12 protein-coding genes and 2 pseudogenes are annotated in these 13,677 nt (G+C 64.2%); 4 read left to right on the top strand and 10 right to left on the bottom strand.

The annotated features are described in order from the left end of the window. Window positions 1–122: 122 nt before the first annotated feature. Genes EJ078_RS24990 through pcaF form a run of 3 tightly spaced genes read left to right on the top strand, consistent with a single transcriptional unit; the run spans window position 123 to window position 2,982 of the window. The gene (locus tag EJ078_RS24990) at window positions 123–980 is read left to right on the top strand and encodes a CoA transferase subunit A (protein WP_127216185.1); all 858 of its coding nucleotides are present in this window, start codon (window positions 123–125) and stop codon (window positions 978–980) included. After that, window positions 977–1,777, top strand: coding sequence for a CoA-transferase subunit beta (locus EJ078_RS24985; RefSeq protein ID WP_127216184.1), 801 nt, complete (start codon window positions 977–979; stop codon window positions 1,775–1,777). The genes EJ078_RS24990 and EJ078_RS24985 overlap by 4 nt, the downstream gene beginning before the upstream one ends. Then, on the top strand, window positions 1,777–2,982 hold the full coding sequence (gene pcaF, locus EJ078_RS24980) for a 3-oxoadipyl-CoA thiolase (protein WP_127216183.1): 1,206 nt from the start codon (window positions 1,777–1,779) through the stop codon (window positions 2,980–2,982). Before EJ078_RS24985 ends, pcaF begins: the two co-directional genes overlap by 1 nt. Before the next feature lie 13 nt (window positions 2,983–2,995). On the opposite strand, the pseudogene EJ078_RS24975 reads toward pcaF, so the two are convergent. The 5 genes and pseudogenes from EJ078_RS24975 to EJ078_RS24955 all read right to left on the bottom strand — a co-directional run. Continuing rightward, window positions 2,996–3,157: pseudogene (locus EJ078_RS24975) on the bottom strand (4-hydroxybenzoate 3-monooxygenase); the annotation flags it as partial. A gap of 59 nt (window positions 3,158–3,216) precedes the next feature. Continuing rightward, window positions 3,217–4,032 carry a 3-oxoadipate enol-lactonase gene (gene pcaD, locus EJ078_RS24970; protein WP_127216182.1) on the bottom strand — a complete coding sequence of 272 codons (816 nt, stop codon included), beginning with the start codon at window positions 4,030–4,032 and terminating at the stop codon, window positions 3,217–3,219. A 55-nt stretch (window positions 4,033–4,087) separates the two neighbouring features. Next, window positions 4,088–5,023, bottom strand: a complete 936-nt coding sequence (locus EJ078_RS24965) for a PfkB family carbohydrate kinase (protein ID WP_127216181.1) — start codon at window positions 5,021–5,023, stop codon at window positions 4,088–4,090. A 13-nt stretch (window positions 5,024–5,036) separates the two neighbouring features. Further along, window positions 5,037–5,906, bottom strand: coding sequence for a MurR/RpiR family transcriptional regulator (locus EJ078_RS24960; protein ID WP_127216180.1), 870 nt, complete (start codon window positions 5,904–5,906; stop codon window positions 5,037–5,039). Further along, window positions 5,903–6,892, bottom strand: a complete 990-nt coding sequence (locus EJ078_RS24955) for a sugar phosphate isomerase/epimerase family protein (RefSeq protein WP_208720904.1) — start codon at window positions 6,890–6,892, stop codon at window positions 5,903–5,905. The genes EJ078_RS24960 and EJ078_RS24955 overlap by 4 nt, the downstream gene beginning before the upstream one ends. 145 nt (window positions 6,893–7,037) lie before the next feature. On the opposite strand from EJ078_RS24955, the pseudogene EJ078_RS24950 reads away from it, so the two are divergent. Further along, window positions 7,038–8,693: pseudogene (locus EJ078_RS24950) on the top strand (sulfatase-like hydrolase/transferase). 5 nt (window positions 8,694–8,698) lie between these two features. Here the strand turns inward: EJ078_RS24950 and EJ078_RS24945 are convergent. The 5 genes from EJ078_RS24945 to EJ078_RS24925 form a co-directional block, all read right to left on the bottom strand. Next, window positions 8,699–9,553, bottom strand: coding sequence for a sugar phosphate isomerase/epimerase family protein (locus EJ078_RS24945; protein ID WP_127403478.1), 855 nt, complete (start codon window positions 9,551–9,553; stop codon window positions 8,699–8,701). Window position 9,554: 1 nt separating this feature from the next. Next, on the bottom strand, window positions 9,555–10,331 hold the full coding sequence (locus EJ078_RS24940; protein WP_066992195.1) for an ATP-binding cassette domain-containing protein: 777 nt from the start codon (window positions 10,329–10,331) through the stop codon (window positions 9,555–9,557). After that, complete coding sequence (locus tag EJ078_RS24935; protein ID WP_067328839.1) at window positions 10,328–11,320, bottom strand: ABC transporter permease; 993 nt, start codon at window positions 11,318–11,320, stop codon at window positions 10,328–10,330. Before EJ078_RS24935 ends, EJ078_RS24940 begins: the two co-directional genes overlap by 4 nt. A 160-nt stretch (window positions 11,321–11,480) precedes the next feature. Then, entirely contained in the window at window positions 11,481–12,470 is a 990-nt protein-coding gene (locus tag EJ078_RS24930) for a substrate-binding domain-containing protein (RefSeq protein ID WP_127217102.1), read from the bottom strand. 72 nt (window positions 12,471–12,542) lie between these two features. Continuing rightward, window positions 12,543–13,616 (bottom strand): LacI family DNA-binding transcriptional regulator, encoded by a 1,074-nt coding sequence (locus EJ078_RS24925; RefSeq protein WP_067328835.1) that lies wholly within the window; start codon window positions 13,614–13,616, stop codon window positions 12,543–12,545. Window positions 13,617–13,677 lie beyond the last annotated feature (61 nt).

Genomic DNA, 13,677 nt, shown 5'->3' with positions numbered 1-13,677 from the left:
TCCCGCATGTCCCGATTGTTTTGCGCTGCACCTCGTTTGCCTGCAGGCATCCTCATAGTGACGCGAGAGGGGCGCTCTCATATGCTCCGATACGAACCTTCTAATCTCCGGAGCAATGGACGATGGTCAAGTTCCTGCCGCTGAAAAAGGCCGTTGCGGAGACTCTGCACGATGGCGATACGGTCGCCTTCGAGGGCTTCACCCATTTGATCCCGACCGCCGCGGCCCATGAGGCAATCCGCCAGTGCTTTCGCGACCTGACGCTGATCCGCATGACGCCCGACCTGATCTACGATCAGATGATCGGCATGGGCATGGCCAAGAAGATCGTCTTCTCCTATCTCGGCAATCCCGGCGTCGGCCTGCTCAGGCGCGTTCGCGACGCCATCGAGAACGGCTTTCCACGGCCGATCGAGGTCGAGGAGCACAGCCACGCCGGCATGGCCAACGCCTATGAGGCGGGTGCCGCCGGCCTGCCCTGCGCGGTGTTCCGCGGCTATCGCGGCGCAGGCCTTGCCGCTATCAATGCAAACATCAAGTCCATAACCTGCCCGTTTACCGGCGAGGTGCTAGCCGCCGTTCCGGCGATCCGGCCCGACGTCGCCTTCATCCACGCGCAGAAGGCCGACCGCAAAGGCAATGTGCTGGTCGAGGGCATCATCGGCATCCAGAAGGAGGCCGTGCTCGCGGCCAAACGCGCCGTGGTGACGGTCGAAGAAGTGGTCGACAGTTTCGACGATCTGCATCCCAATCTCACCGTGCTGCCGAATTGGACGATCGCGGCAATCTCGATCGTGCCGGGCGGCTCCCATCCCTCCTACACGCATGGCTATTACGAGCGCGACAACTCCGCCTATCTCGAATGGGACGAGATCGCCGCCGACCGCGACCGCTTTCAGGCATGGATGCAGAAGAACGTCATCGAGAGCAGCGCAGACGACTTCGCGGCTCGCGTCGAGCATCTGAGGAAAGCCGCATGAGCGAGAATGATCTGGGCTTCACCCCCAGCGAGATGATGACGATCGCCGCCAGCCGTGCGCTGAAGAACGACGATGTCTGCTTTGTCGGCATCGGGGCGCCGTCGGCCGCCTGCAATGTCGCGCGGCTGACGCATGCGCCCGACATCACACTGATCTACGAGAGCGGCACCATCGGCACCGCGCCCCACGTTTTGCCGCTGTCGATCGGCGACGGCGAATTGTGCGAGACGGCGGTCACCACCGTCGCGGTGCCGGAGATGTTCCGCTACTGGCTGCAAGGCGGCCGCATCACCATCGGCTTCCTTGGCGCCGCCCAGCTCGACAAATTCGGCAACATCAACACTACAGTCATCGGCGACTATGCGCATCCCAAAACGCGGCTGCCCGGCGGCGGCGGCGCGCCGGAAATCGCCACCTCCTCGCGAGAGGTCTACATCACCATGGCGCAGTCGAAGCGCGGCATGGTCGAAAAGATCGACTTCTTCACCTCCTTCGGCCATGGCGAGGGTGGCGACCATCGCAAGCGGCTCGGCATCGACACCGCCGGTCCGACCTTGCTGATCACCGACCTCGCCGTCTGGAAGCCGGACCCTGTCACCAACGAATTCACCGTCATGTCGCTGCATCCCGCCGTCACCCGCGAAGAGGTGCAGGCGACCTGTGGCTGGGAAGCAAAGTTTGCCGAGGCGCTTGACGAGACGCCGGCGCCGACGGAAATCGAGCTGAAGACGTTGCGCGATTTGCAGGCGCGCACCAAGGCCGCGCATGCAGGTACCGCCAAAGGGAAAGCTGCATAATGACTGATGCCTTCATCTGCGACTATATCCGCACGCCGATCGGCCGTTTCGGCGGCGCGCTGTCCTCGGTGCGAGCCGACGATCTCGCCGCCATTCCGCTGAAAGCGTTGGTCGAGCGCAACCTGGGCGTCGACTGGGCCGCGGTCGACGACGTCGTCTTTGGCTGCGCCAACCAGGCCGGCGAGGACAACCGCAACGTGGCGCGGATGGCGTTGCTGCTGGCCGGCCTTCCCCAGGACATTCCGGGCTCCACGATCAATCGGCTCTGTGGCTCGGGCATGGATGCCGTCACCATCGCCGCCCGGGCCATCAGGGCCGGCGAGGCCGAGCTGATGATTGCCGGCGGGGTGGAATCGATGAGCCGCGCGCCCTTCGTCATGCCGAAGGCCGACACCGCCTTCTCGCGCAATGCCGAGATCTACGACACCACCATCGGCTGGCGCTTCGTCAACCCGCTGATGAAGAAGCAGTACGGCGTCGATTCCATGCCGGAGACCGGCGAGAACGTCGCCGAGGAGTTTTCGGTCAGCAGAGCCGACCAGGACGCCTTTGCCGTGCGCAGCCAGGACAAGGCTGTTGCGGCGCAGGCCAATGGCCGGCTGGCGAAGGAGATCACGCCGGTGGCGATCCCGCAGAAAAAGGGCGAGCCAATCGTCGTCTCGAAGGACGAGCATCCCCGCGCCGGCACGACCATCGAGGCGCTGGCCAAGCTGCCGACGCCGTTCCGCCAGGGCGGCACGGTGACCGCCGGCAATGCCTCCGGCGTCAATGATGGTGCTGCTGCGCTGATCATCGCCTCCGAAGCGGCTGCCAGGAAACATGGCCTGACGCCGATCGCCCGCATTCTCGGCGGTGCTGTTGCCGGCGTCGCGCCGCGCATCATGGGTATCGGTCCCGCGCCGGCAACCAAAAAGCTCTGCGCCCTTCTCGGCTTGAGGCCTGACCAATTCGACGTTGTCGAGTTGAACGAAGCCTTCGCCTCGCAAGGCATTGCCGTGCTGCGCGAACTCGGAATTTCCGAGCAGGCGAAGCATGTGAACCCCAACGGCGGCGCCATCGCGCTCGGTCATCCGCTTGGCATGTCGGGCGCGCGCATCACCGGCACGGCGGCGCTGGAGCTGCGCGAGCGCGGCGGACGCTGCGCTTTGGCCACCATGTGCATCGGCGTTGGCCAGGGCATTGCGATTGCACTGGAACGGGTCTGACGGCTCGGCCCGCTCAGTAAGGCAGGCCGACATAGTTCTCCGCCAGCGCGGTCGAGGCGGCGTTGGAGTGTACGAGATAATTGAGCTCGGCTTCCTGGATGCGCTGACCGAACTCACCCGCCTCGGGGAAGCGGTGAAGGATCGTCGTCATCCACCAGGAGAAGCGCACCGCCTCGCAATCGATGCGATGCGTCGCCCTCGAGCCCGGTCCGGGATCGGTTGGTATTGTTTGCGTCATCGCCCATGGAGATGCTTTCCCTCAGGCAACGACGCGACGAAGGCGCGGATCAGGGCGACGAGCGCGTCGGGCTGCTCGATGCAGGGAATGTGCCCGGCGCCGCGGATCACCTCGAAGCGCGCGCCGGGGATCAGGTCGGCAAGCGAGCGCACGAGATCGGGCGGCGTCGAGCCGTCCTGGTCGCCGACGATGCAGAGCGTCGGCACCGCGATGCGGCGCGCGCTGTCGGTGAAATCCGCATCGCGAACCGCCATACACGTGCCGATGTAACCCGGCAGCGCCTGCCTGGTCAGCATGTTGCGGCAACCGGCAAGCTCGGCGGCGCGGTTGGCATGAAAATCCGGCGTGAACCACACCTTCATGATGCCATCGGCAATCGCCTCGATGCCGTCACGCTCGACCGTCGCGATGCGGCTGTTCCAGCTCTCGGCGGTACCTATTTTGTGCGCGGTGTCGCTGAGGATCAGCGCTTCGACGAGTTCGGGCCGCCGTGCATAGAACCCCTGCGCGACCATGCTGCCGACCGACAGGCCAAAAAGCACGACCTTCTGGAAGCCGAAGCAATCGATCAGCGCGCTCAGATCGTCGACATGGTCGTCGATCGAGCGCACGCCGCTGCCGATGTCGGAAAGTCCGTGGCCGCGCTTGTCATAGACGAGCATCGGCATCTCACCGGCAAGCCGTGCGACGACATCGTCCCAGATCCGCAAGTCGGTGCCGAGCGAATTGATGAAGATGATCGGGCGCGCAGCAGTCGTCCCGGCGATAAGGCGATGGTGCAACGCAATGCCGCCGATACTGACGAATGGCACGATCTCGATCCTCCAAACCAACATTGCACCAGTTGTCTAGATCGGTAAACCGAGGCTACTCTGGACGGTGCACGCCACCTTGGATCTTTTGAGGGGGCGTCTGGCGATCCGCCTCCGGCGTCGAGACCAGCAGGGCGGCGGCGGCATTCGCGGCGGCGATGGCGGCCTCGGTGGGCTCGCCGCGAGCAAGCGCAGCCGCAAAGGCACCGACGAATTCGTCACCTGCGCCATGGGTGCTGACCACCTTCACCGGAATGGCAGCGAGCGCAAAGGCGCGGCCATCGCGATCGTGATAGGCGACGCCATCGCCGCCGGCGGTGACGATTGCAGCCGGATAAACGATTGCCAATTGCCGCGCTGCCTCAGCCGCGCCTTCAAGCGTGTCGACGACCGGAATGCCGGCCAGGAACTCCGCCTCTATGGCGTTGGTGATCACGATGTCGACGAGCCCGGTGAGTTCGGCGGGCAGCGGCCGGGCCGGCGCCGCGTTGAGCACGACGCAGCAGCCGTGAGCCTTCGCCGCGCGCGCGGCAGCGATGTTGGCGATTTCCGGCACTTCGTTCTGCAGCAACAGCACCTCAGCCTGCGCGAGCAGACCGGCGGCCGCCGCGACATCCTTTTCGCCGAGTGTCAGATTGCTGCCGGAAACGATCACCGCGCCGTAGTCGCCATCGTCGTCGAAAATGGCAACGCTCATGCCTGATCGGATGCCCGGTTCCACTCGCACGAAGCGGTGCTCGACATTGCTGCGGCTGAGATTGGCGAGGAGCGCGCAGCCAAAATCGTCGTCGCCGACGGCGCCGATCATCGCCGACCTCGCACCCGCACGCGCCGCCGACAGGACCTGATTGCCGCCCTTGCCGCCGCATTTCGGCTGCCATCCGAAACCGGTCACCGTCTCGCCCTTGCGCGGACGATCCGGTGCGTCGACCAGGATGTCGTAATGCAGGCCGCCGAACACGGCCACCAGCCCCGCTGAAGCAACACTCATCCGCGACGATCTTTCATCTGTACTTGTCTCGCCGTTTCGACGTCACTGCCGACATGGTGCGGCCGAGATTGTGCTCCGCCGCCTGGTAGTCGCGCTGCGCCACCGCGACGAACAGCGCATCCAGGATGTTGAGCTGGGCGATACGGGCGGCCGCATTCTCGCCCATCAGCGGCGACCCCCGCGCGGTCGAGCAGAGCACGACATCCGCCTCGGCTGCCAGCGGCGAGTTGGCGTAGTTGGTTATGGCAAGCGTGCGGGCGCCGTTCTTCTTGGCGAGCTGAACGGCATCAATCACCGCGCTGCTGTTGCCGGAATGGGAAAAGCCGACGGCAATGTCTTCGGCGCCGAGGAGCGACGCCGACATGAGCATCATGTGGGAATCGTCGTAAACCGCCGCGCGCACGCCGATCCGCAGGAACTTGTGCGAGACGTCCCGGGCGATCTGAGCCGAGCCGCCGACGCCATAGAAGTCGCGATTTCTGGATCGATAAATGAGGTCGGCGGCCCGGTCGAAATCGCCGATGTCAAGGATCGCCAGCGTTTCCTCCAGCGCCTGTATCGAAGTGCGGAAGACCTTTTGCACGATCTCGGCCGAACTGTCGTCGACGGAGAGTTCCCGGTGCATCTCGGCGGTCGGCGAGCGGCTGTATTCGCAGACTGCCGTCCGGAAGTCGCGATAGCCGGAGAAGCCCAGCTTCTTGGCAATCTTCACCACCATCGCCTCGGAGACGCCGGCCTCGTCAGCGATCTCCTTCAAAGGGATCGTCTCGTCGAATCCGCGGCGGCCGAACACGGTTTCCACCACCTTTGCCTCCAGCGGTGTGAGATGCGGCATCATCATGCGGATGCGCGGCCCCACGGCCCGGAGATCCGCGGACGTCATCCTGCAGCTCCGAGCAGGATTTCCTGGACGATAGCCTGCGAGGTAACCGCGTCCTGCCCGTCGAGGGCAGCCGCCAACCGATTGTCCCGCTCCAGCCGCTCGACGACCCGCAACATGCGCTTGACGGTGTCGATGTTGACCTCGCATTCGCGCACCGGGTCGAGACCGGTCATGTCCGGAAAGGTGTCGAAATAGATGGCACCGGCGTAGCCGTCCCTGCGTATCTGGCGCAGCAGCTCGATGGTCTGCAGCGTGTGCACGGCGCCGACCATCAGGCCGTCGTCGCGCTTGGCGTAGCCATCGTTGAGATGAACACCGAGCAACCTGCTGTGACGGGCGACAAGAGCGGCGGCAAAGGCCGGTTGCTCGTCGGCATAAAGAACATGCGCGAAGTCGAGGGTGACGCCGAGATTGGGCAGGCCGGCCTCGCGGATCGCCAGCAACGTGGTCGCGGCATCCGGCATCAGCGAATAAGAACGCGGCTCGTTCGGCTTATATTCGAGACTGATGGCGCAATCGGGGTCATGCGCCGCAACTTCACGAATACCGTCGATTTCGTGTTGCCAAAGTGTCGCGTAGTCGGCCTGGAAAGCGTAGTCGAAACCATCCTGCCCCAGCCACAATGTCATGAGACCGGCGCCGGCCTCTCGCGCCGCGTCGATGCCAGCCTTGGTGAGGTCGATGGCTTCACGCCGCACTGCCGGATCGGGATTGGTGAACGCGCCGAGCTTGAAGGCGGGATTGGAATAGTAGCGCATCGCGAAGCCATTGATGGAAAGCCCGAGATCACCAAGCCTCCGTGCGATTTCCCTGGGGTTTTCACCGATATGGTCGGGAAAGTTGAGGTCGAGATCGGTGAGCCCCTCGACCTTAGCCGCCCGCGCCGCCATCTGCAGCACCGAGGGCTTCCCGGTAAGCCAGGCCCACTCCGCCTCAGGCCGCGAGGCGAAGGAATTGAGACGGGTGGCAAAACGATGGGATGTCATTTGGGATCCTTGGGATGCCTGAGACTTCACATGAAAAAATGATTTTGTAAAGTTCTCTGGTGAGCTGTACAGGCTGGTTGCCCTGGTTGGCATGCGCTGATTGTTCTGGCATTACCGGGTTCGAGAACCATTCCGACGGGCAGCAATGACCTCGAAACGCAACGTCCTTTTCATCATGTGCGACCAGCTGCGGTTCGATTATCTGAGCTGCGCCGGGCAGAAGAGTCTGACGACGCCGAACATCGACCGGCTCGCCAGCCGCGGTGCGTTTCACCAATGCCTATGTGCAATCGACGGTCTGCGGCCCCTCGCGCATGAGCGCTTATACCGGCCGCTACGTCCGCTCGCACGGCTCGACGCATAATGGCGTGCCGCTCAGAGTCGGCGAGCCGACGCTGGGCGACCATCTGCGCGAGGTCGGCGTGCGTTGTGCGCTCATCGGCAAGACACATATGAAGGCCGACGAGGAAGGGATGGAGCGCCTCGGCATCGCCAAGGATTCCGTCATCGGCGTGCGTGTCGCGGAATGCGGCTTCGAGCCGTTCGAGCGCGATGACGGCCTGCACCCCTCGACCAGCTACGACCCCGATCCGGCCTACGACTCCTATCTGCGCCAGCACGGCTTCGAGGCCGAAAATCCTTGGGAGCATTGGGCGAATTCCGGCGAAGGCGAGAATGGCGAGAATTTCAACGGCTGGCTGCTCGTCCATGCCGACAAGGCGGCGCGCATTCCGGAGGAGCATTCCGAGACGCCTTACATGACGCGCCGTGCCATGCGCTTCATTGAGGACGCCGAGGCCAAGGGCGAAGCCTGGTGCGCGCATCTTTCCTACATCAAGCCGCACTGGCCCTATATCGTGCCCGCGCCCTACCACGCCATGTACGGCAAGGCGGACATCCAGCCGCCCGTTCGCAGCGAAGCCGAGCGCGTCTCGCCAAACCCGATCTTCGAGGCCTTCCAGCAGGAGCGGTACTCGAAGAACTTCTCGCGCGATGAGGTCCGCGAAACGGTCGTTCCCTGCTACATGGGCCTGATCAAGCAGATCGACGATCAGCTCGGCCATTTGTTCGACTTCATGGAGAAGCGCGGCCTATTCAAGAACACGCTTGTCGTCTTCACTTCTGACCACGGCGACTATCTCGGCGACCATTGGCTCGGCGAGAATACCTGTTCCACGACGTCGCGGTGAAGGTGCCGATGATCGTCTACGATCCTCGTCGGGAAGCCGACGTCACAAGAGGAACCACGTCGGACGCGCTGGTCGAGATGATCGATCTCGCGCCCACCTTTCTCGATTATTTCGGCGGCAGGCCCAAGCCGCATGTCCTCGAAGGCCGCTCGCTGCTGTCGCTGACTTCGGGTGAGCGGAAGAGCCTGCGCAACTATGCCGTCAGCGAATATGACTACAGCGGCGATGCGGCGCGGCTGAAGCTCGTCATGCCGGTTTCGGGCTGCAAGCTCTACATGATCACCGACGGCCGCTTCAAACTCGTCCATGGTGAAGGTGTCGAGCCGATGTTCTTCGATCTCCAGAACGACCCCGGCGAATTGCGCGACCTCGGCCGCGAGCCGTCGGCCGCCGGCGATATCGAGCGGCTGCGCAAAATGCTGATGCGCTGGCTGGCGCTGCCCAACAACCGCATTACCGTCCCCGACGAGTGGCTGACGGAGATCGACGACAAGGTCGGCCATTTCGACCCGATCATCGGCTCCGGCGTGCTCATCGGCTATTGGGACGAGGCCGAACTCGCCGAACAGCTGGAGGCGCGTCGCCGCTGGCTGACGCGCCGGGGCAACTAGCTTCGTTACCCGAGTGTCAGCCCCGCCTTCTTCGCTTCCTCGCGCAGGAAGGGCAGCCCCACCTCGATGACGTCGCGCGGGTCTTCCGCCACCGGACGCCATACCGCGAGCCCCCCGGCGATGTCGACGTCGACATGGTTCATGCTTTCGAGCGTGATCGGGCCCTCATAGCCGATGTCGGCGATCGCCTTCATGCAGGCTGCCCAGTTCAGCATGCCGCGCCCCGGCACGCCGCGATTGGCCTCCGACACATGGACATAGCCGAGGAAGGGCGCCGCCGCCTCGAAGCCGGCCGCGAAGCTCTCTTCCTCGATATGCATGTGGTAGGTGTCGAGATGGATGAAGATGTTGTCGGCGCCGATGCGCTCGATGATGCGCGCCGCGTCGACGCCGCGGTTGATCAGATGCGTCTCGTAGCGGTTGCAGGGTTCGATGCCGAGCTTCAGGCTGCGGGCCTTCGCCGACTTTGCCGCCCGTTCGAGGAAGCGGCACATGCCGTCGATCTCCCGCTGCGTCGGCGCCCGGCCGGTGGTCTTGCCGATCGTTCCATAGGTGACGCCGCCGAGCGCCTCGGCGCCCACCTCGTTGCAGACGTTGAAGGCCGGCTGCAGGAAGTCGAGCGCCTCTTCCGGTCGCTCCACCACGTCGAGCGCGCGCGGCAAGCCGAGCGAGGGAATGAGCTGCACGCCATAATGGTTTGCAAAACCGCGCGTGCGCTTGGTGTCGATCTCCTCGGGTCTGAGCAGCGGGATTTCCATGAGGCCGATGCCGAGCTCCTTCAGCCGGTCCATCTGCGGCTCGATGCGGGCCAGATCCCAGACCGGGGCGATGGCGAAAGTGTGCAGTCCGAAAACATTCATATCAGCCTCGTTGCTCGTGCGCCGCCGCGGCGGCCGTATCGCCGCCGCCGACGATGCGGCTGACGACTTCGTTCATGTTGGTTTTGGCGGTGACGAGATCGGCATCCGCCCTGCCGTGGCGCAGCACGACGATGCGATCGGTGACCGACAGCACGTCGTTCAGCCGGTGCGAGATCAAAATGACGGCGATGCCTTCAGACTTCAGCCGCCGGATGAGATCGAGCACGCTCTGCACCTCGCGCACGGCGAGCGCCGCCGTCGGCTCGTCCATGATGACGAGCTTCGGGTTGAAGGTGAGCGCCCGCGCGATCGCCACCGTCTGCTGCTGGCCGCCGGAGAAGGAGCCGACGGAACGACTGATCGACGGCAGGTGCGCCCCGAGCCGCTCGATCATCCGCGCCGCCTGCCGATCCATCTCGGTCTTGTCGACAAAGCCGGGGAAGAGGCCGAGCAGCCTTTTCGTCGGCTCGCGGCCAAGAAAGATGTTGGAGGCCACGTCCTGCTGCTTGGCCAAGGACAGATCCTGGTAGATCATCTCGATGCCGAGCCGGCGCCGCTGGCCGGGATCGAGAGCGAGGATGTCCTTGCCGTCGAACTCGATCGAGCCGGTGTCGGCGCGGTAGATGCCGGTGATGGTCTTCATCAGCGTCGACTTGCCGGCGCCGTTGTCGCCGACCAGCCCGACCACCTCGCCGGCCGCGACCGACAGGTCGACGCCATGCAGCACGTCGACCGCCCCGAAGCTTTTGCGGATCTTGTGGAGCGAAAGCAGGGTCATACGCGCGACTCCTTCCGCACCTGATACTGGTCGATGAAGACCGCGAGGATGAGAACCGCGCCGATCGCCATCTGCTGGTAATAGGACTGCACGGCAAGCAACGTCAGCCCGTTCTGCAGCACGCCCATGATCAGAGCGCCGATCATGGTGCCGAGGATCGAGGCACGGCCGCCGAACAGATTGGTGCCGCCGATGATCGCCGCGGTGATCGCGGTGAGCTCATAGTTGATGCCTGCGGTCGGGTCGCCCGCATTGACGCGGGCGGTGAACAAGAGACCGGCAAGCCCGGCAAGCGCGCCGGAGAGCGTGTAGATGATGCGGCGATGCTGCTCGACGCGGATGCCGGCGGCGCGCGCCGCGCCTTCGCTGTCGCCGAGCGCCAACGTGTGGCGACCGAAGCGGGTATAGGCAAGCACCGTATGCGCGACGATCGCCGTCAGCACGAAGATGATGACGGGCATCGGAATGCCGAGCGGCCTCCCTTGTCCGATATAGACGATCTCCGGCGGCAGGCCGTAGATCGCCCTGCCCTGTGAGATGACGAGCGCCAGCCCGCGCGCAAGGCCCAGCATGCCGAGCGTTACGATGAAGGCCGGCACGAAGGCGCGGGTGACCAGTTGGCCGTTGATGTAGCCGGCGATACTTCCGGCCAGAATGCAGGCGATCACCGCGAACACCGACGGCCAGCCGAGGTTGACGGCGACGAAGGCCCCCGCCACGCCGGCAAGGCCCATGACCGATCCCAGCGACAGATCGAGCCCACCTGAACCGATGACGAAGGTCGCGGCGATCGCCAGCACGCCGATCGTCGACGTCGCGAGCAGGATGTTGAGGAAATTGCTGAGCGACAGGAAGAAAGGCGACAGAATCGCCATCGCCGCGCTCAGCAGCACAAGCACCAGCAGCGACTCCAGCCTGATGTGGAGCCTCTCGACGGATGCGCGCTGCACCCGAGCCCAAAACCCGGGCTGCGCCGTTTCGGAAGCCATGGTTTTCACCCTTCTGGGTAAGGGAACTAGGGGAATAGGGAAGTGAGCGGGAGAGAGCCGGGTCTTGGAAGTGCAAACCTTCCTACTCCTACTCCCCTACGGACCTACTCCCCTACTGACCTGCTCCCCTACTGACCTGCTCCCCTAGTCCCTTCTCTTGCTACTTCACATATTGCAGCATCGGCTCCTTGCCGGCGTCGAGCACGTCCTTGGTCAGCACCAGGGTGGGCACCGCGATGCTTTCCTCGACCTTCTCGCCGGCCAGCGCCTTCTTGACGTTCTCGACCGCCTGCTTGCCGACGAGATAAGGAAGCTGCGCGACGGAAGCGTTCAGACGGCCTTCCTTGATCGACTTCACCGCGTCGACATTGCCGTCCACGCCGATGATCGTCACCTGCTCGCCTTTGCCGGCGGCGTAGACCGATTCCACGGCGCCCAACGCCATGCCGTCGTTGGCGCAGAAGATGGCAACCAGATCGGGATGCGCCGTCAGTGTGTCGGTGGCGATCGAGGCGGCCTTGCCGCGATCCCAATCGCCCGGCAGCGAGGCGACCACCTCGAGCCCCGGCGCCAGTTCCTTGAGCTTGTCGGCAAAGCCCTTGGCGCGCTTCTCGCCGGTGATGTTGCCTGAGAGACCCTCGATCACCAGCACCGGACCCTTGGCGTCCTTGCCAAGCTTCGAGACGAGATATTCGGCCCCTTGCGCACCCGCGGCGACGTTGTCGGAACCGATATGGAAGGTGACCTTGACGCCTTCCTTGTCGAGAACCGCCTGGTCAAGATTGTTGTCGAGATCGACGATCTTGATGCCGGCATCCTGCGCCGATTTCAGGCAGGGCAAGAGGTTGGTCGAGTTGATGGCGGCGGTGATCATCGCCACCGGCTTGCGCTCGAGCATCGTGTTGCAGAGGTTGAGCTGCGGCTCGGCCGCCTGGTCGCTTTCGGCCGCCTGCTGGAAGTATTTCACGCCGGCTTCCTTGGCGCCGTCGGCGACGCCCTGCGCCATCGCGCCCCAGAACGGATTGGCCAAGGTCTTCATCAGCACGCCATATTCGCCGTCCTCGGCCTTAGCAGTGCCGACCGCGGCAAACGTAAGCGCCACGCCCAATGCGAGGGTAAATCGATTTATCTTTGTGGAAAGCGATGTCATTCCATCCTCCGTTTGCTTGCGCCGGATGCCTCGGCCAGGGCCGGCACTCTTCTTCCGTTGTCGACATGGGGGTTATTGTCGGTCTCCTCCCCCGGAATGCGGGACGCTGCCTGGCGAGCCAACGGATTCCCGCATGAACACCTTGCAAGGTTCGAGCCGCGCCCTCGGCGGGCCGCGCTCGCCTTCGATCCTGCGAAACAAAACCTCCATTGCGTTGGCTGCGATCTCGCGCACCGGCTGCACCACCGCGGCGATCGCCGGCCACGTCACCTGCATCCATTCGGCGTCGTCGAAGCCGACCAGCGAGATGTCGTTTGGGCAATGCCAGCCGCGCCGCCGAAATTCCGAAAGCGCCACCAGCGTGCCCTTCAGGAAGAGCGAATAGACCGCCGTCGGCCTGTCGCCGCCGTCCTCCCGCTGGCTGAAATAATCGCGAAGTAGCGTCCGCAAGGGCCCGACATCGCTTTCGCAGAGTACGACGTCGATCCGGATGTCGGGCGCAAGCTCAAGTGCCGTCTTGCGAAACCCTTCGAGGCGGGCGCGCACGGTCGCCGCCTGCTGGCCGAGACCGACCACAAGAACATGGCGATGGCCCTGGCTGACGAGCGCGCGCGCCACTTCGGCGCTTGCCGCCGCGCTGTCGGCCGAAACCGTGTCGAAGGCGTCATCGGCAAGCACGCGGTCAATCAGCACCCCTGTCATGCCGTTCGCTTTCATGAAACCAGCCGCCGGTCCGTGCTCGTTTCGCACCGGCGCCAGTACGACGCCGGCAACGCGCCAGTCATGCATGCGGGCGAGGATCTCCTTCTCACGTTGCTCCGATTCCCGGCTGGAGGCGGCGACCAGCGTATAGCCGCGTTGCTCGGCGAGGCCTTCGAGCTCGCTCACCATCTGGCCGAAGAACTCGCTTTCGAACTCCGGCATGATGGCGCCGATGATGCGACGCTTGGCCCTGCGCATATCCGAGGCGAGCGGATCGACGCGGTAGCCCAGAAGCTCGACGGCATCGAGGACGCGCTGCGCGTTTTCCGGTTTTACCGTGGTGACGCCGGAAAGAACCTTGGAAACGGTGGCCGCCGACACGCCCGCCTGGCTTGCCACATCGTGGATCGACGCGCGCCGCTGCTGGGCCTGCTGTTGCGCCATTAATCTTCTCCCGGAGGCGAGTGGTCGCCCTCTCGTTAACATAATCGATAAATCGATTTTT

The sequence above is a fragment of the Mesorhizobium sp. M1A.F.Ca.IN.022.06.1.1 genome, assembly GCF_003952605.1.
GTDB lineage: Bacteria > Pseudomonadota > Alphaproteobacteria > Rhizobiales > Rhizobiaceae > Mesorhizobium.
This window is presented reverse-complemented; position numbering and strand designations above follow the sequence as displayed.

Excerpts from the sequence above, each read along its gene's own strand:
- EJ078_RS24990 (WP_127216185.1), top strand. The coding sequence starts at position 123 with ATGGTCAAGTTCCTGCCGCTGAAAAAGGCCGTTGCGGAGACTCTGCAC.
- EJ078_RS24985 (WP_127216184.1), top strand. The coding sequence starts at position 977 with ATGAGCGAGAATGATCTGGGCTTCACCCCCAGCGAGATGATGACGATC.
- pcaF (WP_127216183.1), top strand. The coding sequence starts at position 1,777 with ATGACTGATGCCTTCATCTGCGACTATATCCGCACGCCGATCGGCCGT.
- EJ078_RS24965 (WP_127216181.1), bottom strand. The coding sequence starts at position 5,023 with ATGAGTGTTGCTTCAGCGGGGCTGGTGGCCGTGTTCGGCGGCCTGCAT.
- EJ078_RS24960 (WP_127216180.1), bottom strand. The coding sequence starts at position 5,906 with ATGACGTCCGCGGATCTCCGGGCCGTGGGGCCGCGCATCCGCATGATG.
- EJ078_RS24955 (WP_208720904.1), bottom strand. The coding sequence starts at position 6,892 with ATGACATCCCATCGTTTTGCCACCCGTCTCAATTCCTTCGCCTCGCGG.
- EJ078_RS24945 (WP_127403478.1), bottom strand. The coding sequence starts at position 9,553 with ATGAATGTTTTCGGACTGCACACTTTCGCCATCGCCCCGGTCTGGGAT.
- EJ078_RS24940 (WP_066992195.1), bottom strand. The coding sequence starts at position 10,331 with ATGACCCTGCTTTCGCTCCACAAGATCCGCAAAAGCTTCGGGGCGGTC.
- EJ078_RS24935 (WP_067328839.1), bottom strand. The coding sequence starts at position 11,320 with ATGGCTTCCGAAACGGCGCAGCCCGGGTTTTGGGCTCGGGTGCAGCGC.
- EJ078_RS24930 (WP_127217102.1), bottom strand. The coding sequence starts at position 12,470 with ATGACATCGCTTTCCACAAAGATAAATCGATTTACCCTCGCATTGGGC.
- EJ078_RS24925 (WP_067328835.1), bottom strand. The coding sequence starts at position 13,616 with ATGGCGCAACAGCAGGCCCAGCAGCGGCGCGCGTCGATCCACGATGTG.